The 19,959-nt window shown below is 62.4% G+C and carries 23 protein-coding genes and 1 tRNA gene; 10 read left to right on the top strand and 14 right to left on the bottom strand.

The genetic code is table 11. The annotated features are described in order from the left end of the window. Positions 1–3: 3 nt before the first annotated feature. The gene (locus AB1286_RS02785; RefSeq protein WP_430361824.1) at positions 4–738 is read right to left on the bottom strand and encodes a Crp/Fnr family transcriptional regulator; all 735 of its coding nucleotides are present in this window, start codon (positions 736–738) and stop codon (positions 4–6) included. Between the two features lie 1,111 nt (positions 739–1,849). Between AB1286_RS02785 and AB1286_RS02780 the strand changes: the two genes are divergently transcribed. The 4 genes from AB1286_RS02780 to lepB all read left to right on the top strand — a co-directional run bounded on the left by AB1286_RS02780 (position 1,850) and on the right by lepB (position 5,716). Continuing rightward, positions 1,850–2,566 carry a FadR/GntR family transcriptional regulator gene (locus AB1286_RS02780; RefSeq protein ID WP_430361823.1) on the top strand — a complete coding sequence of 239 codons (717 nt, stop codon included), beginning with the start codon at positions 1,850–1,852 and terminating at the stop codon, positions 2,564–2,566. 194 nt (positions 2,567–2,760) lie between these two features. Beyond that, positions 2,761–3,738, top strand: coding sequence for a Gfo/Idh/MocA family protein (locus AB1286_RS02775; protein WP_430361822.1), 978 nt, complete (start codon positions 2,761–2,763; stop codon positions 3,736–3,738). 254 nt (positions 3,739–3,992) lie between these two features. Further along, positions 3,993–4,856, top strand: a complete 864-nt coding sequence (locus AB1286_RS02770; protein WP_430361821.1) for a hypothetical protein — start codon at positions 3,993–3,995, stop codon at positions 4,854–4,856. 164 nt (positions 4,857–5,020) lie between these two features. After that, positions 5,021–5,716 (top strand): signal peptidase I, encoded by a 696-nt coding sequence (gene lepB, locus AB1286_RS02765; RefSeq protein ID WP_430361820.1) that lies wholly within the window; start codon positions 5,021–5,023, stop codon positions 5,714–5,716. Positions 5,717–5,734: 18 nt separating this feature from the next. Here the strand turns inward: lepB and AB1286_RS02760 are convergent, their stop codons facing one another. The 9 genes from AB1286_RS02760 to AB1286_RS02720 form a co-directional block, all read right to left on the bottom strand. Beyond that, positions 5,735–6,394: an amino acid ABC transporter permease gene (locus tag AB1286_RS02760; protein WP_430361819.1), complete on the bottom strand. Its 660-nt coding sequence runs from the start codon at positions 6,392–6,394 to the stop codon at positions 5,735–5,737. A 194-nt stretch (positions 6,395–6,588) separates the two neighbouring features. Further along, on the bottom strand, positions 6,589–7,386 hold the full coding sequence (locus AB1286_RS02755) for a cystine ABC transporter substrate-binding protein (protein WP_430361818.1): 798 nt from the start codon (positions 7,384–7,386) through the stop codon (positions 6,589–6,591). 101 nt (positions 7,387–7,487) lie between these two features. Beyond that, complete coding sequence (locus AB1286_RS02750) at positions 7,488–8,525, bottom strand: quinone-dependent dihydroorotate dehydrogenase (protein ID WP_430361817.1); 1,038 nt, start codon at positions 8,523–8,525, stop codon at positions 7,488–7,490. A 75-nt stretch (positions 8,526–8,600) separates the two neighbouring features. Next, positions 8,601–9,368, bottom strand: a complete 768-nt coding sequence (locus tag AB1286_RS02745) for an arginyltransferase (protein ID WP_430361816.1) — start codon at positions 9,366–9,368, stop codon at positions 8,601–8,603. Between the two features lie 76 nt (positions 9,369–9,444). Further along, complete coding sequence (aat, locus tag AB1286_RS02740) at positions 9,445–10,182, bottom strand: leucyl/phenylalanyl-tRNA--protein transferase (protein ID WP_430361815.1); 738 nt, start codon at positions 10,180–10,182, stop codon at positions 9,445–9,447. A gap of 38 nt (positions 10,183–10,220) precedes the next feature. Continuing rightward, positions 10,221–10,766 (bottom strand): NUDIX hydrolase, encoded by a 546-nt coding sequence (locus AB1286_RS02735; protein WP_430361814.1) that lies wholly within the window; start codon positions 10,764–10,766, stop codon positions 10,221–10,223. A 142-nt stretch (positions 10,767–10,908) separates the two neighbouring features. Continuing rightward, complete coding sequence (locus AB1286_RS02730; RefSeq protein ID WP_430361813.1) at positions 10,909–11,040, bottom strand: MFS transporter small subunit; 132 nt, start codon at positions 11,038–11,040, stop codon at positions 10,909–10,911. Between the two features lie 12 nt (positions 11,041–11,052). Next, entirely contained in the window at positions 11,053–12,453 is a 1,401-nt protein-coding gene (locus tag AB1286_RS02725) for an L-lactate MFS transporter (protein ID WP_430361812.1), read from the bottom strand. 340 nt (positions 12,454–12,793) lie between these two features. Further along, positions 12,794–12,870: transfer RNA gene (locus AB1286_RS02720), tRNA-Met, on the bottom strand. Positions 12,871–12,992: 122 nt separating this feature from the next. Here AB1286_RS02720 and AB1286_RS02715 point away from each other — a divergent pair. Together AB1286_RS02715 and AB1286_RS02710 are read left to right on the top strand one after the other, a co-directional pair. Further along, positions 12,993–13,490 (top strand): heme-degrading domain-containing protein, encoded by a 498-nt coding sequence (locus AB1286_RS02715; protein WP_430361811.1) that lies wholly within the window; start codon positions 12,993–12,995, stop codon positions 13,488–13,490. Between the two features lie 3 nt (positions 13,491–13,493). Continuing rightward, on the top strand, positions 13,494–13,832 hold the full coding sequence (locus tag AB1286_RS02710; RefSeq protein WP_430361810.1) for a DMT family transporter: 339 nt from the start codon (positions 13,494–13,496) through the stop codon (positions 13,830–13,832). Positions 13,833–13,848: 16 nt separating this feature from the next. On the opposite strand, the gene AB1286_RS02705 is transcribed toward AB1286_RS02710, so the two are convergent. Beyond that, on the bottom strand, positions 13,849–14,061 hold the full coding sequence (locus AB1286_RS02705) for a hypothetical protein (RefSeq protein WP_430364969.1): 213 nt from the start codon (positions 14,059–14,061) through the stop codon (positions 13,849–13,851). A gap of 120 nt (positions 14,062–14,181) precedes the next feature. Between AB1286_RS02705 and AB1286_RS02700 the strand changes: the two genes are divergently transcribed. Then, the gene (locus AB1286_RS02700) at positions 14,182–15,333 is read left to right on the top strand and encodes an enoyl-CoA hydratase/isomerase family protein (RefSeq protein ID WP_430361809.1); all 1,152 of its coding nucleotides are present in this window, start codon (positions 14,182–14,184) and stop codon (positions 15,331–15,333) included. 26 nt (positions 15,334–15,359) lie between these two features. Here the strand turns inward: AB1286_RS02700 and AB1286_RS02695 are convergent, their stop codons facing one another. Beyond that, positions 15,360–15,788: a hypothetical protein gene (locus tag AB1286_RS02695; RefSeq protein ID WP_430361808.1), complete on the bottom strand. Its 429-nt coding sequence runs from the start codon at positions 15,786–15,788 to the stop codon at positions 15,360–15,362. Between the two features lie 186 nt (positions 15,789–15,974). On the opposite strand from AB1286_RS02695, the gene AB1286_RS02690 reads away from it, so the two are divergent. After that, positions 15,975–16,172 (top strand): hypothetical protein, encoded by a 198-nt coding sequence (locus AB1286_RS02690; RefSeq protein WP_430361807.1) that lies wholly within the window; start codon positions 15,975–15,977, stop codon positions 16,170–16,172. A gap of 51 nt (positions 16,173–16,223) precedes the next feature. Beyond that, positions 16,224–16,484 (top strand): hypothetical protein, encoded by a 261-nt coding sequence (locus AB1286_RS02685; protein ID WP_430361806.1) that lies wholly within the window; start codon positions 16,224–16,226, stop codon positions 16,482–16,484. A gap of 83 nt (positions 16,485–16,567) precedes the next feature. On the opposite strand, the gene AB1286_RS02680 is transcribed toward AB1286_RS02685, so the two are convergent. Together AB1286_RS02680 and AB1286_RS02675 are read right to left on the bottom strand one after the other, a co-directional pair. Further along, a complete protein-coding gene (locus AB1286_RS02680) occupies positions 16,568–17,830 on the bottom strand; it encodes an MFS transporter (RefSeq protein WP_430361805.1) in 1,263 nt (420 codons plus the stop codon). A gap of 11 nt (positions 17,831–17,841) precedes the next feature. Next, positions 17,842–18,819 carry a PRC-barrel domain-containing protein gene (locus AB1286_RS02675; protein ID WP_430361804.1) on the bottom strand — a complete coding sequence of 326 codons (978 nt, stop codon included), beginning with the start codon at positions 18,817–18,819 and terminating at the stop codon, positions 17,842–17,844. 125 nt (positions 18,820–18,944) lie between these two features. On the opposite strand from AB1286_RS02675, the gene dusA reads away from it, so the two are divergent. After that, complete coding sequence (dusA, locus tag AB1286_RS02670) at positions 18,945–19,943, top strand: tRNA dihydrouridine(20/20a) synthase DusA (protein ID WP_430361803.1); 999 nt, start codon at positions 18,945–18,947, stop codon at positions 19,941–19,943. Positions 19,944–19,959: the final 16 nt, after the last annotated feature.

The raw sequence follows: 19,959 nt of genomic DNA, 5'->3' as shown, positions 1-19,959 counted from the left end.
CGTTCAATCGATCGTGTTCGTTTGATGCAGACTCGGAAGCAGCCGGTCGAACTCGCGCTTGACGAGCCCGTAGCACTCGCACGCGCGGGCTTCGAGGCCTTTGCGGTCGAGCACTTTGATGTGGCCGCGGCTGTGATGGATCAGTCCTTGATCGTGCAGCTTGCCGGCGGCTTCCGTGATCCCTTCGCGCCGCACGCCGAGCATGTCGGCAATCAACTGTTGAGTCACGGCCAGCTCATTGGTCGCGGCGCGATCGATTTCGATCAAGAGCCACCGGCATAGCTGCTTGCTCAGCGAATGGTGACGATTGCAGGCTGCCGTTTGCGCCACTTGCGTCAGCAAGGCCTGCATGTAAAGCAGCATCAGCCGGCGCAGTAGATCGGAACGTGCGATTTCCTGCTTGAGCTGTTGCGCGCTCATCCGGTAGGCGAAGCCCGAGCATTGCACCTGCACGCGGCTCGGCATCGTCTCGCCGCCCGTCAGTACTTGTACGCCCGTCATGCCTTCGCGTCCCACCGCGGCCAATTCCACGGAGCCGCCGTCTTCCATCATCGAAAGGATCGAGATGATGGCCGTGGTCGGGAAATAGACGTGGTGAATCTTATGTCCGCAGTCGCAAAGCAATTGCTCCGTGCGCAGATGGACCAATTCAAGGTGCGGCGTCAGAGCCTGCCATTCGTGCGACGGCAGCGCGCCGAGCAGGTGATTGCCGTGAAGGTCGGATTGTAGCGTCAACATGATCGGTCCTCGGTAGCGTGCCGCGTCGTGCGTCTCGTACACGTGCTCTTGCGGCTTGTTTGTTACTTGGCGGGCGAAGCGCGCGGGCATCGACGAGGATTGAATCATCGGCTGATGATGCTCGCACGTTCCGGCGTCGTTTTGGCCTTTCTCCCTGGCCGTTGCGCCGTCTGTGCGGCAGCGCTCGGTGTGCGCCCCTCATTCGCGAGGATCGTGCCAAGCCCTGTCGCAACGAGGCTGGGCTCGACGCGTGCGCGGCCGCATCGAGCCCAATGTGCGCTACCCCCGCTTTTTGTTTCAAATCTGCACATCCGGCTAGGCCCTTAGCGTGTTGCAAAGCACGTTCAAATAGTGAATCCAAGTGTTTGATCGGCTTAGGGTTCGAGGTGGGCGCGAACGGTCTATCGGCGCGTACGTCCGCCCGGCGGGGCACGCGGCGAGCGCGCCGCCGCCGAGAGAATTGATTCAGTTGTGTTGCACGGCGCACGGGCCTTCTCGCTCAGTTGCCGTAAGGCGGCCGCAGCCTGCGCCAACCGGTGCGGGTCCCCGCGGCGGCGCCGTTTTAAACGGCTCCTTTGCGAACCCTTTCGAGCCGGCCGATCCAAGCCCGTAGACCGCGTTCGCTCGCGCAAAAGCGGCGTGCCGCAAATGAGTCATTGTTGAGACACGGACGCGATGCCTTGTCCTTGCGTGATTTCCCCTATGGCGAATGAACCGATCGATCTGGGTGCGATTGCGAACGGTATTACGGTTGCGGCGGACGTACCGTGCAGCCATGACGATTCGTCGTACGTTGCTTCGGACAACGAAACGTTTCGTCCGTGGTCGAATCTATCGAGGACGTGAGCTGCGTCAAGGTGGTCGCCGCAGGCTCGCGAAATTATGCAGTTGTCCGAACTAAATGGGAGCGCGCCGGCGGGGCGGCCAGATGATCGGACGAAACGCGGTGTGCCGCATGCACCGATTTCGTCAGAGGGATAACCCTGTTCAGGCGTTTCCCAATGGCGCGTCGCGACGGATCGAAGCACCGTAACGCTTACCGGCCGAGGTTTGGCGGGAGGTGCGCAATGAATCAGGCAAAGAAGCGTCGCATGGCGCATCGGGGGGAGTTATGGAGCAGGGCAAAGACCGTTCGCTGGTGAGCAAGGTCATGGACGGGCTCGTGAGTGGGATCGTCGAGGAAAAATACGGTGCGATTCTGCCGCCGCAGGACGTGCTATCGAAAGAGTTCGACGTAAGCCGCACGGTCATGCGCGAAGCGCTATCGATGCTGCTCGCACGCGATATGCTCGACGTTCGGCCGAAAGTGGGCACGCGGATACGGTCGATGCGCGATTGGCGCATGATCGACGAGGACGTCGTGAACTGGCGTTTTCGAGCGAAGCCCGATCCGCAGTTCATGCGCGACGTGATCGAGTTTCGGATGCTGATCGAACCGCGCGCCGCGGCGCAGGCCGCTTCTCGCGCAAGCGTGTCGGAAGTGGCCGCGATTCGCGAGGCGTTTGAAGTGTTTAAAACGCTCGCGCCCGGCGATGCGGGCTACCAAGCCGCCGACGAACTGTTGCATACACGCATCGTTCACGCGAGCGGCAATCAGTTCTTCCAGCAAATGGCGGCCATCATTCGCGGCGCGTTATCGGCCACTCACCCGATGCTGAGTCAAAAGCCGGGTGCATGGGAGATCTCGGTGCGTACGCACGAGCGGCTCGTGGAGGCGATCGAGCGGCGAGATCCAAAGGAAGCCGAAGCGGCGGCGCTCGCCGTCATCGACTTTGCGGCGGATGAAATCAGCCGTGAGTTTTCGGTGGAAATGCCCAACCGGAAATGATCGATCGCGCATCGCGCGCAAGACCGGCGCCGTGAGCGGCCGGTCTTTTCATTTCAGGCAATGATTTATCGATCTTTTCATTTTTCGGGAATAGAACGCATGGCAATCGCGTGCGTCTTATGATGTCGGGCGTTTCGATCGAGGACCATAGGGTCCCGCGATCGCGCCGCTATTGAACGAGGAATGAGCCGACGATGAACGAAACTGGAACGATCGATTGGGGCATTGTGGGTGCCGGGCGTATCGCGCATCGCTTTGCGCAGGGCCTGGCTCACGTACCCGGCGCGCGCATTGCCCGTGTCTGGTCGCGTCGCGCCGAAAGCGTCGACGCATTTGTGCATCGGCATGGCGGGCAAGCAAGCGCAAGCGTGGATGAGCTTCTGGCCAGCGACATCGACGCCGTCTATATCGCCACGCTGAACGATACCCATGCCGATTTCGCCCGCGCGGCATTGGCGGCCGGCAAGCACGTGCTCTGCGAGAAGCCGGCGACGTTGAACGCGCGGCAGCTCGAAGCCGTGCTCGAGACGGCGCGTGCGTCGAAACGTCTGTTCATGGAGGCGATGAAGCCGCCGTTTTTCCCGCTGTACCGAAAGTTGCGCGAGCATCTGCGCGATGACCCGGTCGGTCAGGTCGGCCTCGTGCGGGCGGGATTTGCCGTCGCCGATGTCCCCGCCGATCATCCGTCGTTCTCGCTGACGGAGGGCGGCGGCGCGTTGCTCGATATCGGCATTTATGAAATGTTTCTCGCCGTCGATTGGCTCGGTGCGCCGCTCGACGTGCAAACGTTCGGACGGCTTGGGCAGTCGGGCGTCGACACGTTCGCAAGCGTCCATTGCCGGCACGAGTCGGGCATCGCTCAGATCTTTTGTGGGCTCGATTTGGACGGAAAGGGCGATGCGCTCCTCGCGGGACCGCTTGGGCACGTTTGGATCCACGAAAAATGGTGGAATCCCGTGCGCGCGACGATCAGCTATGCCGGCGGGCGCGTAGTCGAATTGAACGTGCCGTTCGAAGGCGGCGGGCTCAACTACGAGACGGCGCATTTTTGCGAGTTGATTCGCGCCGGTGCGTTGGAAAGCCCGGTGATGACGCACGAGAAGTCGTTGCAGATGATCGCCATGTGCGACGCCGCAAGGGCTACGCTCGGCTTGAAATTCCCCGGAGAATAGCGGCTTTACACGACGTTTAGGTTATTGCCGCTGCCATTCCCGCCGCGTCATTCGATAGATAAACCCCGATATTCACATACTCTGGGAAGCCGCGTTTCGCGGCGTCGATGCTAGGGCCTCGATGGGATATAGGCGATATACGATGTCCTATCGAAGGCGCTTATCGCTTTCAAATCTATCGATATTTTCGTGCTATGCCGATCGCGGCCGATAGCGCCGATCGACATAGTGCAAATCCCTGTCGCGGAGAGATTATGCTTAAGGCGGATAATAACGGGCTTGTATTGACGCCGTACGGCCACATGCCGGCGTCCGATGTCGTCGCGGTCGGCGCCGGTGAGATCGTGGGCGTGTCCAATGGCCGATTGGTCTCGAAGGATATCCAATCGGGTGCCATCGTTGCCGACCATGGCGCGGTTTCCGAAGACGCATCGAGCGAAGATCCTCGCGCTCGCGCAAAAAGACTCTGTTCCGAGCACCTCAAAGCGCACGGATTGTCCGGCGATTACTTAGATGTGGTTTATCCGGGGTATTTCACGTCCGCGGGCGCGACGCGTGTCGGGCGGTTCAGTACGACTTGGGTTGTTCCCGAATACCCGCACGAACCCGACGAGAAAACGTTCTTTCTATGGAACGGCGCGGATGGCGGGACGTTGCAGCCGGTCTTGCAGTGGGCGAACGGGTTGATGGGCTACACCATCGCCAATTGGGCGTTCGTGGGTGGCTATGCGGTGCACAGCACCTTCCTGCCGGTGGAGCCCAAGGAAGTGCTGACGGGCGTCATCAAGTATGTCGGCCGTTCGGCTAGCTACTGGACATTTAAGCAATCGTTCGAAAATTTTGTGGAAGCGGATCTTACCGTCGAACGCCCGAACGATATCAGTTCTATATGTCAATGCTTCGAGGCCACTTCCAACGAACCGCGCCATTGGCCGGTCAATGAGTACACCGCGATGAGCAAGATCAATTTGGTTCGAAGAGAGGGGGTGACGACTCCCGCGAGCCTCAATTGGCAGATCAGCACGACGACCAAGCCTCCTGTCACGCAAAGCGGTAAGACAACGGTGATCGTGAGCAATTCGGCGGTTGACGGGGAGATCGATTTCTACTTTCACTAAGCCTTTGCTACCGGTGCCTCGATGGCGAGGCGGGGCACCGGACGCTCTTAGGACGGTGGCGGACCATGCTACGATGCGGCCTTGCAATTGCCGCATCGCGGGGATGAGTATGCCGCGCGTTGACGGCCGCACGAAGCATCAAAGTCCATCAAGGAGCGGCTTTCATGTCCAAGTATTTCGCCAATCTCTGGCGCTCGAATAAGAACCTCGTCGCGTTTCTGTTTTTGATGGTGCTGTTTCGCAGCGCGATCGCCGATTGGAACGTCGTGCCTACGGGGTCGATGCTACCTACGATCCGCATCGGCGACCGAATTTTCGTCGACAAGATGGCCTATGACCTGCGTGTACCGCTTACGCATATCGAAATCGCGCATTTGGCCGATCCCCAGCGCGGCGATATCGTGACGGTCGATTCGAAGGCAGCCCACGAATTGCTCGTCAAGCGCGTCATCGGCGTGCCCGGCGATGTGATTGCGTTGCGCGAAAACGTCTTGTATGTGAACGGCGTGCGCGCCGCCTATCGCCCGCTTTCGAAAGCGCCGATGAACGATGTGGCGTCCGGGCAGGCCGTCTATTTGGCCGAGCGATTCGACGGCGTCTCGCACGTCGTGCGCCTGTCGCCGATGGCGCCGAGTCCTGTTAGCTCGTTCGGTCCCGTAACGGTGCCGGCCGGGGAATACCTGATGCTCGGCGATAATCGCGACGATAGCGCCGACTCGCGCTATTTCGGCTTTATTCCGCGCAACGAGGTGATGGGGCGTGCACGCAACGTGGCGTTCTCGCTCGATCCCGAGCACTTCTTTTTGCCGCGCGTGAATCGCTTCGGCGCGGCGCTCGATCAACCGCTCGCTTCGAATTGAGCGCGCCGGGCCCGGCCTTCAATGGCGGGTCGGCAGCGCCAGCCGGCGTTCGTAGCGGTGCTGCACCCATTCGAGGACCTGACACAGCATCCAGTAGACGGCCGCCGCTGCGAGGTAAAGCGGCAGCGGTTGATACGTCGAGGCGATGATTTCCTGAGCGCTGCGCAGCAATTCGGTAACCGTGATGACGGATACGAGCGACGTATCCTTGATCAGGCTGATGAGGCTGTTGGATAGGCTCGGCACGGCGATGCGCAGTGCTTGCGGGCCGATCACGTAACGCAGCGTTTGGCGGCGCGAAAGGCCGAGACTGTAGGCGGCGAGCCACTGTCCGCGATGAATGCCGTTGATCGCGCCTCGCATGCTTTCCGAAAGATAGGCCGCGACGTTCGCAGACAACGCGATGACGCCGGCCGGTGTCGGGTCGAGCGAAATCCCGAGGCTCGGCAGTCCGTAATAAACCACGAAAATCTGGACGAGTAGCGGCGTTCCGCGCATCACGCTCACGTAGACGCGCGCGATCCAATTGAGCGGCTTGCTATGGCTGATGCCCATCAGCGCGAGAACGACGGCCGCGATCAGCCCGAAGATCATCGAAAGAACCGCGAACTTGACCGTCAAGACGGCGCCCTGTGCGAGCACGGGCATCGATTGGACGAGCAGCGTAGTGGTGGACATAGCGTTTGTTGTTGAGGACAGCTAACGAATCGGCCCGAGGGCGTCGGGCAGGTGAGCGCACATGATATACGCGCCGACCGTGCCGCGTTGAAGAGGCGCGTCGCACTCGTCGAGACGTGGCCCACGCCAAAAGCGAAGGGCGGCATCCAAGCGATGCCGCCCTCGCGCGTTCATGCTTTCTGCGAGCCGATGAATTACTTGGCGACCGGCTTCGTGACGTCGATGCCGAACCACTTCTCGGAGATCTTCGCGAACGTGCCGTCGGCTTCGAGCTGGTTCATCGCGTCCGCAATCGCCTTCGCGAACTTCGGGTTGTCCTTCTTGAACGGAATCCCCGACGGGTTGCCCGTGCCGACCATCGCGCCCGGGCGCAACGGCAACTGCGAGTTTTTGAGCAAGTAAGCGACCATCAAGCGGTCGTTCAGCGCGGCGTCGATCCGTCCGGCGGCGAGATCGCTCAGATACTCGGGCGCGCCCGGATAGGTCTTGACGTCGATGCCCGGCACCGACTTGGCCATATCCATGTAGTTCGTGCCGAGGCCCACGCCGAGCTTATGGCCCTTCAGCTCCTCGAGCGACTTGAACTGACGGTCGTCGTTCTTGCGCTGGATCAGCTCCGCGCCCGAGAACGTGTAGCCGGGCGAGAAATCGAGCACCTTCTGGCGTTCGGGGGTCACGCCGACTTGATTGACGATTACATCGAACTTGCCGGCTTGCAAGCCCGCGATGATGCCGCTCCATTCCGTCGTGATGAACTCCGGCTTCACGCCGAGCTTCGCGGCGACAGCCTTGGCGATGTCGACGTCGAACCCAACCAGCTCGCCGTTCGGGGCTTTGGAGTCGAACGGCGGGAACGTCCCTTCGCAGCCGATGCGCAGCGTGCCGCGCGCCTTGACCTGATCGAGCAGGTCTGCCGCGTGAGCGGTCGCAGCGACGAAGGTGAGGCCGACGACGCCGGCGGTTAGGACTTTCTTGAACATCGCGAATTTCATGGTTTCAGTCTCCTTTGCGAAGCACCGGAAAAGGGGGGCGCTTGCGGGTGCAGCCATGATAGCGAAAACGCAATCACGCCATAAATACCGTTTGTTTATGTTTATATGCGGGCCGCATGCGCGATCGCGTCGACACATTCGCCCACAAGCGCCGGACCGCGATAAATGAAGCCCGTGTATAGCTGCACGAGGGACGCGCCCGCCGCCAGCTTGGCCACGGCATCTTGACCCGATGCGATGCCGCCCACGCCGATGATGGCAACGTCTTCGCCGACTTCGGCGCGCAGCTTCCGAATAACCGCGTTCGACGCATCGAAGACGGGCTTGCCCGATAAACCGCCCGTCTCGTCCGCATGGGCCATGCCTGTCACGGCTGCGCGCGAAAGCGTCGTGTTGGTTGCGATGACCCCTTCGATACGGTGGCGCAGCAACGTATCGGCGATCGCTTTGATCTGTTCGTCGTCGAGATCGGGGGCGATCTTCAGTGCGAGCGGCACGAGCTTGCCGTGCATATCGGCAAGGCGCTGTTGCTTGTCCTTCAACGCCCCGATGAGCGCATCGAGTTCGTTCGCGCCTTGCAATTGCCGCAGATTTTTCGTGTTCGGCGACGAGATGTTGATCGTGACATAGCTCGCGAACGGGTAGACGCGTTCGAGGCAATACAGGTAGTCGTCGGCTGCTCTTTCGATCGGCGTGTCGGCATTTTTGCCGATGTTCAGGCCAAGGGGCCCGCGATAGCGCGCGGCTTGAACGTTTTTGACGAACTGATCCACGCCGCGATTGTTGAAGCCCATTCGATTGATGAGCGCGCCGGCCTCGGGGAGACGGAAAATGCGCGGGCGCGGGTTGCCCGGTTGGGCGCGCGGCGTAACCGTGCCCACTTCGATGAAGCCGAAGCCGAGGGCGGCGAGCCCGTCGATGCAGGCGCCTTCCTTGTCGAGGCCAGCGGCGAGGCCGACCGGATTGCGGAAGGCAATGCCCATCACGGTGCGCGGCAAGTCGGGCACGTGCGGCGCAAGCAGGCGCGCGAGCCCCGTGCGGCCGGCGGCGCCGAGCATTCCGAGCGTGAGATGGTGGGCATCTTCCGCGTCCATGCGAAAGAGGCGGGAGCGGACGAGCGGGTAAAGGGAGCTGAACACTAGAGGGCCGGCGTTTAAGAAATATGAAGCTCGCTATTTTACCGGTATCCGTTCGGTGGTCGTTTTGACTCCTTGCTAGGGCCGCTCCGTGATGTCGAGCGGCGCCCAGTGCCCATCCACGAGTCCTTCGAGCGGTCTGAAGTTCGACTTATAGGACATCTTCGCGCTTTCCCTGATCCAGTAACCGAGATAGACGTATGGCAGTCCTAAGCTTCTCGCTTGCTCGATTTGCCAAAGGATGTTGTAGGTGCCGTAACTCGCATGGACGGCATCGGGCTCGAAGAACGTGTAGACCGACGAGAGTCCGTCGCCGAGGATGTCGATCATGCTGACCATGCGCAATACGCCGATCTCGTCCGGCGCGTTGGCCGGCTCGCGGAATTCGACGAGACGCGAGTTGATTCGGCTATGCAAGAGGAATTGCTCGTACTGGTCGCGGCTGTCGCGATCCATCCCGCCACCGGCATGGCGCGCGGCCTGGTAGCGCATGTAGAGCACGTAATGCTCTTCCTCGTAGTGCAGCGGCGAGACGGCGGCGACGAGCGTCCCATGCCGCTTCCAGACCCGTCGCTGGGTTCGGTTCGGCATGAATGCGCACACCGGTACGCGCACCGGTACGCAAGCATGGCAGCGTTCGCAATACGGCCGATAGGTAAAGACACCCGAGCGCCGGAAACCGGCTTTGACGAGGTCGGTATAAACGTCTGAGTTGATCAGATGGCTCGGCGTCGCGACCTGCGAGCGCGCGATACGCCCTTCCAGGTAGCTGCAAGGATACGGCGCGGTCGCATAAAATTGCAGCGCGGAAAGCGGTGAAAGCGGCAGCTCATTCGGGTGAGTCATCGGCGGCTCTCAATGCATTGTCCGTTATTCCAACGGGCCGGCTCGCATATCGGCGAGCGGCGGCACGCGCGTCAAGCTACACCGCATGCGGCAGGACTTCGAGCAACGCCGCCTTGTCGAACTGCCACGGAATGGAAGCCGCGGCCACGGCGGTGCGCAGATGGGCGACGAACGTCTTGCGCGCGATCTCGCGTCCGCCAAGGGAGGCGAGATGCGGCGTGTTTTGCTGGCAGTCTATCATTTCTATTTCGTGACGGCGCAGGTGACCGACGAGAGCGGCCAGCGCGATCTTCGATGCGTCGCTGACCTCCGCGAACATCGATTCGCCGAAGAACATGCGCCCCAGCGAAACCCCGTACAGGCCGCCCACGCGCCGGCCGTCGAGCCAAGTTTCGATACTGTGCGCATCGCCGATACGATGGAGCGACGTGTAGGCGTCGAGAATCTGGTCGGTGATCCAAGTGCCTTGCTGGCCGCGGCGCGGCGACTGTGCGCAACTGCGCATCACCGCCGAGAAATCGGCGTCGACGCGAATTTCCCAACGCGGATCGCGTAACACCCGTTTAAGCGTTTTGCGTAGCGATGGCGAGACTTTGAATTCGCGCGGGAATAGGACCATCCGCGGGTCCGGGCTCCACCATAAGACGGGCTGGCCTTCGGAATACCACGGGAAAATGCCTTGCCGATAGGCGTCGACGAGCCGCCAAGGGAGCAAATCGGAGCTTGCGGCAAGCAAGCCCGGCGCGCCGCTCGCGCGGCCGAGCGCACGTGCGACGGGCGGAAACGGATCGTCGGGGCCGAGCCAGGGGACCATGCTAGGGCGCGTTCATGGGAGCGGCGGGGGGCCGGCGCTCAACCGTCGCGCAGTGAGCGGAAGATATCGCCCGTGTGCAGACCGTAGGTGCCGGCGGTGCGATCGGCGAAGAAAAAGCGCAGCGTTTGGCCAACCGTCGGGAAAGCGATATCGTCCCAAGGAATATCGGCCTCGTCGAACAAACGCACCTCTAGACTTTCCTCGCCGGCTGCGACATCGATATCGAGCAGGCGAGCGAGATAGAACAAATGCACTTGATGGACGTGCGGGACGTTCAGCAGCGAGAAAAGATGCTGCACCTCGACGCGCGCGCCGGCTTCTTCGAGCGTTTCCCGCGCGGCCGCTTCGGCCGTCGTTTCGCCCATCTCCATGAATCCGGCGGGCAGCGTCCAATAACCGTAGCGCGGTTCGATCGCGCGCCGGCACAGCAGCACCTTGTCTTCCCAGACGGGGACGGTGCCCACGACGTTGCGCGGATTTTGATAGTGCACGGTGCCGCAGTGTTCGCAAACGAAGCGTTCGCGATTATCGCCGGCGGGGATGCGTAAGCTGACTGCTTGACCGCAAACTGAGCAGAATTTCATAGGGACGGTGCGGAACTGGGTGATGCGAGTGTATCACCGGGCGCGCCGCATGCAGCACGACGGGCGCCGCGTTCGGACGCCTCGCCCGAAAACGAAAAAGCCGGGCTGGGCCCGGCTCGTCCAAGCTGCGCTTCGGGCGCGTTTAGCTGAACAGTTTCATCGCTTGCCTCAGAGTGTTGACGACACCCCAGGTCAGCGGGATCAGCACGTAGGCCCAAAACACGATTAATTTGACGGCACTGGTTTGCCGCGTGGGTTGCGTAGCGTTTTGCATGGTTGGGTCTCCTTAGCGCTCGGCCGCGAGTTCGTCGTCGCTCATGTGATGAGCCGGATCGACGCGCTTGACGAGCAGGTTGCAGACGAAGCCCACCACGAGCAGCACGGCCATGATGTGAACCGTCATCGTGTAGGCGTCGGCCTTGGCTACGCCGTGAGCGACTTCATAGGCACGGATGTAATTGACGAGCACCGGGCCCGCGACGCCCGCGGCAGCCCATGCCGTAAGCAGACGGCCGTGGATGCCCCCGACGAACGCCGTGCCGAACAGGTCGGCGAGATAGGCGGGCACGGTGGAGAAGCCGCCGCCGTACATCGAGAGGATCACGCAATAGGACAGGACGAATAGGGCGATATTGCCCGATTGCGCGAAGCTGGGAACCAGGTAATAGAGTACCGCGCCGAGCACGAAGAACACGAAGTAGGTGTTCTTGCGGCCCAATTTATCGGACGACGATGCCCAGACGAATCGCCCACCCATATTGAATAGCGAGAGCAAACCGACGAAGCCGGCGGCCGCCGAAGCGGTTACCGTGTTCTTGAAGCTTTCCTGGATCATGACCGACGCTTGACCCAGAATGCCGATGCCCGCCGTAACGTTCAGGAACAGCACGAGCCAGACGAGATAGAACTGCGGTGTCGTCAAGGCGCGGTCGATGTGCACGTGGTTGCGCGTGATCATCTTATGGGCGGTGTCCGGCGGCACCCAGCCCGCCGGTTTCCAGTCGACGGGAGGCACGCGGATGGCGAGCGCGCCGATCGTCATCGAGATGAAGTAGGCAATGCCGAGTACCACGAACGTCTCCGCCACGCCCACGCTCGTTGCGCTCTTGAAGTGATTCATCAAGGCGACCGAAAGCGGTGCGGCGATCATCGCGCCGCCGCCGAAGCCCATGATCGCCATGCCCGTGGCCATGCCGCGGCGATCGGGAAACCAGCGAATCAACGTCGAGACGGGGGAGACGTAGCCGAGCCCCAGCCCGATGCCGCCGATGACCCCATAGCCGAGATAAAGCAGAACGATTTGATGTAGCCAGACGCCGAGCGCTGAAACGAGGAAGCCCCCGCCGAAGCAGCTTGCGGCCGTAAGCATCGTGCGACGCGGCCCCACATGCTCGAGCCATTTGCCGGCGAACGCGGCCGACAGTCCGAGGAATACGATGGCCAGCGAGAAAATCCACCCAAGCGTCGTGAGCGACCAGTCGCCGGGGGCGGATTGCGTGATACCGATGACCTTGGTCAGCGGCCCGTTGAAAACAGAGAACGCATAAGCCTGGCCGATGCACAGATGCACGGCGAGGGCGGCGGGCGGCACCATCCAGCGCGAAAAGCCTGGTTTAGCGACGGTCGCCTGTTTAGAAAGAAACGGCGGTGAACCGGCTAGGCCGGACGAATGGGGCGTGCTGTTCACAGGGGTCTCCATCTCGTATCGTTGTCGTCGATCGGCTAACGAACATGCATGATCGTCATGCGAACATATTCGATGCCTACTCAACGATATGAGGGGAGGTTAGTACCTGCAATAGGAAACCGGAATGCATAAAGGGTTCTGACGGATGACTTAGGTGCATGTTAATCAGCAAGCTGATCACATAGTGGCCCGGAGCTAGGCCCGAAAAAACAAAAAGCCCGATCAAGGGATCGGGCTTCTGTGTTTTTCGCGATGTTCCTGAAAAGCGCTTTCGGGCGGACTTTCCAGCTTCTTTCGCGATTGTTGCGCTTTGACTGAACTGGCTTTTAGCTTAAGCGCTTGGTTGCGGGGGTAGGATTTGAACCTACGACCTTCGGGTTATGAGCCCGACGAGCTGCCAGACTGCTCCACCCCGCGTCCGTCGAAAGATGAGATTATAGGGGAAACCAAAAGGCCGTGCAACACAAATCGACGGAAGGGAACAAATCGACGACGTGTCGACGCACGCCCGCCCGCTGCCGGTACGCTAGAATCGGCGCATGAACCTCGAACACGACCTCCAAGCCATCACCCATCAAGAGCGAACGCTTGTCTTCACGCGCTTCGATGCCGCGCGCGCATGGACGCTCGGCGTTTTTCTGCGCGAGCTCGCCATCGCCCGCAATCACACGATCGCGATCGACATTCGTACGTTTGGATTGCCGCTCTTTTTTTCCGCCCTGGACGGTACCGCGCCCGACAACTCGGCGTGGGTGCGGCGCAAGAGCAATGTCGTCGCGCATTTCCGGCGCAGCTCGTACGCGGTCGCCTTGCGGTTGCAACAGACGAGCGCGACCCTCGCGGAAAAATACGGTTTGCTCGCGGCCGAATATGCGGCGGCCGGCGGCTCTTTCCCGATTACGCTGGCGGGCGTCGGCGTGATCGGCTCCGTCACCGTTTCGGGACTGACGCAGCGCGCGGATCATGAGCTCGTCGTCGAAGCGTTGTGCGCCGAGCTCGAACACGATTTCGCCGAGCTCGCGCTCGATAAGGTTTAGTCGATGCGCGGCTCGGGTTATGCGTGGCTGGCTATCGCGATCGTGGCCGAAGTTATCGGTACCTCGGCGCTACGCGCCTCCGAAGGGTTCACGCGCCTTGCGCCGGCGCTGGTCGTCGTCGCAGGATACGGGCTCGCGTTCTACTGCTTGTCGATGACGCTCAAGTCCATGCCGGTCGGCATCGTCTACGCCATTTGGTCCGGCGTCGGTATCGTCCTCATCACGCTCGTGGCGATGGTGCTTTACCGGCAAGTTCCCGATTTGGCTGCCGTGGCAGGGCTCTCGCTGATCGTCGCGGGCGTGGTCGTGCTCAACCTCTTCTCGAATATGCAGGCGCACTGACGAGCGGTTGCGAAGGTCAGGCGGCGGCTCCGCCGCCTTGATCGACGAGAATTCGAATGCCCGCTTGCGCCACCGCTTGGCGGCTCGTTTCGCCGTCGGGCGTGGCGGCGTCTTCCCATAGGCTGATCGCGCGCGGCACATCGATGCCGTGACGCTCGGCATAGTCGAACCACGCGGTCGATGCCTCGGGTTCCGGCACAGAGCGGTCGTGGAGAAAGTACTGGTCCATGGCGGCGTTCGCTTGAATGTCGGCTGTCATTGTGTAGCAAAAAACGGGCACGGCCCGCAAGACACCGCATGCGCCGCGCGCGTGCTACCTTGGTCGTTTATCGACTTTTCGCCCGCCCTCATGTCCACGCCAGAATCGATTCCCGTCGCCTGCGACGAAGTGCTTACCCGAGTCGAAAACCGTATCGGTTTCATCGAGTTGAATCGGCCGCAGGCGCTGAACGCGCTTTCTCTGCCGATGATTCGCGCGATTCATGCCGCGCTCGACGCGTGGCGCGACGATCCGCGGGTGCTGGCGGTCGTTGCACGCAGCTTGCATCCGCGGGCATTTTGCGCCGGCGGCGACGTGCGTTTTTTCTATGAGGCAGGGCGTCGCGGCGATGTCGCGGCGCTCGATGCGTTCTTTACCGAGGAATACGCGCTCGATCACGCCATCTTCACGTATGGCAAGCCCTACATCGCGCTTATGCAGGGCGTCGTCATGGGCGGCGGCATGGGTATTTCGCAGGGCGCCCATCGCACCGGCGGGATGCGGATCGTGAGCGAGACGACGAAGATGGCGATGCCGGAGACGCGCATCGGCTTTTTCCCCGACGTCGGTGCCGGCTGGTTTCTCGCGCGCACGCCCGGTGCGATCGGTCGCTATCTGGCTGTGACGGGCGCGACGATCGGTGCGGCCGATGCGATCTATGCCGGGTTGGCCGATGCCTATTTGGAAACGTCTGAGATTCCCGCGTTGATCGACGCACTCGCCGGGGCGCCGCTGTCCGATGCGCAGGACGTTCTGGCCTGCGTGGCGCGGTTCGCCAGCCGCACCGCGCCCGTCGCGCAGCTTAGGCAAGGCGAGTATTCCGACGCGCTCTCGCTAGCCGCGGCGCGAGGGTGGATCGATCGGCATTTCAGCCAGCCGGACGTCGCGGCCATTCTCGCGTCCCTCGAATCGGAGACCGAGCCCGGCGGGCGAGAATGGGCTCAGGATGCGATCCGTTCCATGCGGGAGCGCTCGCCTTTGTCGATGGCCGTCGCGCTCGAGGTCGTGACACGTGCGGAAGGACCGATGTCCGATTGCCTACGGCGCGATCTCGATTTGACGCGATCGATGTTCGATCATGGCGACGTCATCGAAGGCGTGCGTGCCCGCATCGTCGACAAGGACGACCGTCCCGTTTGGCGTATCGCCGGCATAGAGGACGTGACGCGCGCCGAGGTCGAGCATATGTTCGTGAGTTCGTGGTCGCTCGAGGGGCATCCGCTGCGCCAGTTGCTCGGTTAGGCCACGTGGCGGTGGTTTTCCGCCCGTTACGATTCGTCTTGCGAGGGGCGCATGAAGGCGCGCATGAATACGAGCGCTCCCCAGCCCCAAACTGCATTCGCCGCGAAACTCACGGCCAGATGCGGCAGCATATTGCCGCTCGGCCAGATTCCGCGCGCCGGGTCGACGACGAAGATGCGCGCGGCCGTCAGGACGATCCCGCCGAATACGAACGCCGGCAACCAGGGGGCCGCACCTTCGGGCCCAACGCGCAGCAGCCACGCCATCAGCACTGCCCACGCGGCGCTCCAGATCGCGTTCGCGATGAATTCCGGAATGCCGAGGGGAAGAAACGGATCGGTGGAAAAGCCCGTGGCGGCGATCAAGCCTGCGGCATGCAGCAACCCTAGCGTGGCTTCCCGGAAAAACAGCGCCGCAAGAAATCCCGAGACGAAAGGCAGAATGAATTTTTGCATGTAGTGCGGGGCGAATGTTCTTGATGCGGACCGCATGGCGCGGCCCGTGCGCGTTCGCGAAAATCGAAACGAGCGACATTATAGGCGGGGCTGGCTCGATCGCCCGCTGCATGGCGTGCCGCGGTCTGCGCAACGCTCAGAAAATGCTACTCTGAAAGTGCGATTGCACATGTTAAGGAGTGGGCCATGTCCAAATCCTTGAGTCCTGACGCGGTCGAGGCGCTGCGGCGCTTGGACGAAGTGGGCGTCGGCCAAGCGCCGCCGCTTGTCTCCACCTCGATCGCCGCCGAGTTGTTGAGCGCGGGCCTTGCCGACGAAACCGGCAGTGGAGTGATCGAAATCACCTGTGACGGACGCAAGTATTTGTCCGGAGATTGCGATTAGGCGACAGGCGTCGGCGTGCGCCGGCGGCAAGACGGTATCGGAGGGGCGGCTATGGAACCGAACGGTCTCGATATGGGCGATTACATCGAGCGCTATCGTGGATTTACGCTCGAAGTCGCCGTCGAACAGGTCATGACAGGCCTGAAATCGCATTATCGCGTCTTGCGCGACAGCGAAATTGCCCTGGATTGGCGTTTGCTTTCGGTCGACGATGCCTGGCCCACCGAGCAGCGCGCAGCCCAGCATGCGCTCGGCGCGGCGCGGGCGGCAGTCGATGCCGAACTGTTGTGCGTTTGGCCGCGCGAGCCTTAGCGGCCCACGCGTCGCTCCATACGTCGATGCGCGTCCCTTCCCGCTCGCCATGGGCCCGTACGACGGGCCGCATGGGCGATCGGTCAGGTTGTCGACGGTTCGCTGGCGTGCTCGGCGGAGCCGGCTTCGCTCTCGTCGCGCGTCTCGGGTAGTGCCGCCCAAACGAGCAGTACGGCCAGCGCACCCGCCGCGGCCAGCCCCATGAAACTGACGGTATTGCCGAAGCGATCGGAAATGAAGCCGGCGGCGAGCGTGCTCAGCGTTGCGCCGATACCCGCCGTGAGCCCGAACAAGCCGATGCAAAGGTTGTAGTGGCCTTTGCCGCCCGCGACGTCCGCTGCGATCAGCGGCAACATGACACCGAAGACGGCCGCACTGATGCCGTCGAGCAGTTGCACCGGCACGAGCAGATAGGGGCTCGTGACACCGGCGAACAGCAGCGCGCGTACCGGCAGCGCCGCGAACCCGAACACGAGAAGCGGGCGGCGCCCCCAGCGTTCGGCCGAGCGCCCGACCCACGGCGACATCGCCGCCACCACCATTTGCGGCACGATGATGCAGGCCGCGATGACGAGTTGCACGTTGTCGGTCATATGGGCCGTCACTTCGCCTGCTGCGAGATTGAGCATCGCCGCGTTCGATAGATGGAACAGCGCGATGCAGGCGGCGAAAATCAGGACGCGACGGTCGCGCAGCAGTGAACTGATGCTCTCGCGGTGTTCGCGGGTATCGGCGGCGGACGTCTTTGGCGCCTCGGGCACGCTCGTTTCGCGCCGTGAGGAGAGCGCGGCCCGCCCGGTATGCTCGATCATCGTCAACGCAATGAGCGCGGGTACGGTCAAGGCGGCGGTCAGCCAGAACACGGCGCGCGCCGACGAGTATTCGCCGAACGCGCCCATCGCCGCCGCGGCGAACGCGCTGCCGATCGAGGCGAAGCGCGCATTGCGCCCGAGCCGGTCGCCGAGCGCATGGCGGCCTACCAGTGCGAACGAGATGGCGGCGATCGCCGGCGTCAGCATACAACTCGCGAACCCGTGAAAGAGTTCGGCGGCTAGAACAGGCAACAAGGTCGGGCTGGCGGCGAGTAGTAGCGCGCAAGCCGCGATCGCCACGATCGCCGCGGCGCCGGCGGCTTTCTTATTGCGCAGTGCGTCGATGAGAGCGCCGGCCGGCACTTGGCTCAACATGGCCGTGGCTGTGCCGACGCTCAAGGCGATGCCGATCTCGCCCTGGGTCCACTTATTGGCGGTCAGGTAGGACGCGATGAACGGGCCGAACCCCGTCTGGACGTTGGCCAGAAAGAAGTTCAGCCAATCGAGCGCGCGAAGACTTCGTGTAATTGCCATCTGCGCGTTCGTTACTTGTTGGGACGGCCGGCCGACGCTGCCGCGTCGGTCGCGGGCGGCGCGACGGCGCGTACCGGTTGATTGGGCATATAAGGCGGTGCGGCGTTCACTTGCGCGTCCGACAAATCCGTTTGTAGCGTCAGGGCATCGTCCTTCGGAACGAAACGCAGCGCGGACCAGTCGGCCGCGATGCTGCGCCGCTCATGAATCAAACTGCCGACATCGACGACGGCCGCTTGCGGTTCTCCATGACTGTCGATCAGCACATCGACAACGCGTCCTACGCGCGCGCCGTTGCCGCGTTCGGTCGTAGCGTCGATCACGCCGAGCAGGTGCGCATCGTTCGCGCCTGCGCCGCCCGGTTTGCCGGCCGCGTTTTCCTTGGCTTTGGCCGAGGCGGCCGCGGGCGCTTCGTTCGGGCCGATCGAGAGCGTAATCGGGGCGGTGCCGCGTTTCGGGTCGAAACGAAAATCGCTCCAGGGGAAGCGCATCTTACGGTCGCCGATGCCCATGAAGCCGGCTAAGTTGACGAGCATCTCGCGCGGCTTGCCGGCCATATCGACGAACATATCGATGGCGCGTCCGATGACCTTGCCGTCGGGGCGTTGCACGCGCGCATCGAGCAAGCCGTGCGTTTCGCCGGCTGCGAGCGCGCGCGTTGCGATCAACGGGGGCGGCGGGGCGGGCTTGGCCGGCTGAGGCGGCGGCACGGGCTGCGGTTTGCGCGGCGGCCGATAGACGGGCTTGGGCGCGACGCGCTTATGTTCGGGCGCTTCGCGGGGCGTGGACGCTGCCGTGGGCGCGGAGGCTTGCGGCTCCGACGCGGGCTCCGTCGGCTCGGGCTCGACGGGCATGACGTTGAGATCGGGGTCCTCCGCCGGGGTAGGGGGAGGTGGTCCGAACAGTGTGCTGCATCCGGCCAGCATCGTTAGCAGTAGGACGAGAAGGGCGCGCCGGACGAGGCGCTGACGGGGCGATCCGTCGTTCATTGACCAAAGCTCCTAATATCTGCGGCGGCGGGTAAGGCGGCGCATTCGCAGGCGCCGCCGCGTTCACGCGGCCTCCATTCTAGCGGCTGAGGTAAAATTACGGGCTTGCCGTTTGTTTACTCATCATGTCGCCACTCCCCTCAACCAGTCCTCGCCGTGTTTCCGTCGCGCCGATGATGGACTGGACCGATCGCCACTGTCGCTACTTCCATCGGCTCATCTCGCGCCATACCTGGCTTTATACCGAAATGGTGACGACGGGCGCGTTGCTGTTCGGCGATGTCGCTCGACACCTGGCCTTTACGGCAGAGGAAAGCCCCGTGGCCTTGCAGTTGGGCGGCAGCGAACCCGACGACCTCGCGCGCGCCGCCAAGCTTGGCGAGCAGTGGGGCTATGAGGAAATCAATCTCAATTGCGGGTGTCCGTCCGAGCGTGTGCAGCGAGGGGCGTTCGGGGCCTGTTTGATGAACGAACCGAAGCTCGTCGCCGATTGCGTGCGCGCGATGCGCGATGCCGTTTCGGTTCCCGTGACGGTCAAGCATCGAATCGGCGTCGATGCCGTCGAGGATTATGCGTTCGTGCGCGATTTCGTCGGCACGATCGCCGAAGCCGGATGCGAAGTGTTCATCGTCCACGCGCGCAACGCGATCTTGAAGGGCCTTTCGCCGAAAGAAAATCGCGAAATCCCGCCTTTGAAGTACGAATACGCCTACCGCCTCAAGCGCGATTTTCCGTCGCTCGAGATCGTCATCAACGGCGGGATCAAGACGCTCGACGAAGTGCAGTTGCATTTGCAGCATGTCGATGGGGTGATGCTGGGACGCGAGGCTTATCACAATCCGTTCGTGCTGGCCGACGTCGATGCGCGCTTTTACGGCGGCGAGGGCGCCAAGACCCGTGAAGAAATCGAGGCGGGACTCATCGACTATTGCGCGAGCGAACTCGCGCGCGGCACGTTTCTCGGTGCCATCACACGCCATACGCTCGGGTTGTACCGCGGCGTGGCCGGCGCGCGCGGTTGGCGACGCGTGCTTTCGGACAACAAGCAGCTAGCAACCGGCGATCTGTCGATTTTCGACGAGGCGCGCAGCCATCTTCGCGAGCCTTCCGAAATTATCGATTAGGGGCTATGCAAGCGGC

It is taken from the genome of Trinickia sp. NRRL B-1857 (assembly GCF_050470685.1).
Lineage (GTDB): Bacteria > Pseudomonadota > Gammaproteobacteria > Burkholderiales > Burkholderiaceae > Trinickia.
The sequence above is the reverse complement of the archived record's forward strand: the minus strand, read 5'-3'. Positions and strand labels throughout refer to the sequence as shown.

Bases quoted from the DNA above. Each gene is read 5' to 3' on its own strand.
- lepB (WP_430361820.1), top strand. From the start codon at position 5,021: ATGTCCAAGTATTTCGCCAATCTCTGGCGCTCGAATAAGAACCTCGTC.
- AB1286_RS02760 (WP_430361819.1), bottom strand. From the start codon at position 6,394: ATGTCCACCACTACGCTGCTCGTCCAATCGATGCCCGTGCTCGCACAG.
- AB1286_RS02785 (WP_430361824.1), bottom strand. From the start codon at position 738: ATGTTGACGCTACAATCCGACCTTCACGGCAATCACCTGCTCGGCGCG.
- AB1286_RS02730 (WP_430361813.1), bottom strand. From the start codon at position 11,040: ATGCAAAACGCTACGCAACCCACGCGGCAAACCAGTGCCGTCAAATTA.
- AB1286_RS02685 (WP_430361806.1), top strand. From the start codon at position 16,224: ATGGAACCGAACGGTCTCGATATGGGCGATTACATCGAGCGCTATCGT.
- AB1286_RS02690 (WP_430361807.1), top strand. From the start codon at position 15,975: ATGTCCAAATCCTTGAGTCCTGACGCGGTCGAGGCGCTGCGGCGCTTG.
- AB1286_RS02705 (WP_430364969.1), bottom strand. From the start codon at position 14,061: ATGGACCAGTACTTTCTCCACGACCGCTCTGTGCCGGAACCCGAGGCA.
- AB1286_RS02700 (WP_430361809.1), top strand. From the start codon at position 14,182: ATGTCCACGCCAGAATCGATTCCCGTCGCCTGCGACGAAGTGCTTACC.
- AB1286_RS02745 (WP_430361816.1), bottom strand. From the start codon at position 9,368: ATGACTCACCCGAATGAGCTGCCGCTTTCACCGCTTTCCGCGCTGCAA.
- AB1286_RS02695 (WP_430361808.1), bottom strand. From the start codon at position 15,788: ATGCAAAAATTCATTCTGCCTTTCGTCTCGGGATTTCTTGCGGCGCTG.
- AB1286_RS02675 (WP_430361804.1), bottom strand. From the start codon at position 18,819: ATGAACGACGGATCGCCCCGTCAGCGCCTCGTCCGGCGCGCCCTTCTC.
- AB1286_RS02680 (WP_430361805.1), bottom strand. From the start codon at position 17,830: ATGGCAATTACACGAAGTCTTCGCGCGCTCGATTGGCTGAACTTCTTT.
- AB1286_RS02715 (WP_430361811.1), top strand. From the start codon at position 12,993: ATGAACCTCGAACACGACCTCCAAGCCATCACCCATCAAGAGCGAACG.
- AB1286_RS02710 (WP_430361810.1), top strand. From the start codon at position 13,494: ATGCGCGGCTCGGGTTATGCGTGGCTGGCTATCGCGATCGTGGCCGAA.
- AB1286_RS02770 (WP_430361821.1), top strand. From the start codon at position 3,993: ATGCTTAAGGCGGATAATAACGGGCTTGTATTGACGCCGTACGGCCAC.
- AB1286_RS02775 (WP_430361822.1), top strand. From the start codon at position 2,761: ATGAACGAAACTGGAACGATCGATTGGGGCATTGTGGGTGCCGGGCGT.
- dusA (WP_430361803.1), top strand. From the start codon at position 18,945: ATGTCGCCACTCCCCTCAACCAGTCCTCGCCGTGTTTCCGTCGCGCCG.
- AB1286_RS02735 (WP_430361814.1), bottom strand. From the start codon at position 10,766: ATGAAATTCTGCTCAGTTTGCGGTCAAGCAGTCAGCTTACGCATCCCC.
- aat (WP_430361815.1), bottom strand. From the start codon at position 10,182: ATGGTCCCCTGGCTCGGCCCCGACGATCCGTTTCCGCCCGTCGCACGT.
- AB1286_RS02755 (WP_430361818.1), bottom strand. From the start codon at position 7,386: ATGAAATTCGCGATGTTCAAGAAAGTCCTAACCGCCGGCGTCGTCGGC.
- AB1286_RS02780 (WP_430361823.1), top strand. From the start codon at position 1,850: ATGGAGCAGGGCAAAGACCGTTCGCTGGTGAGCAAGGTCATGGACGGG.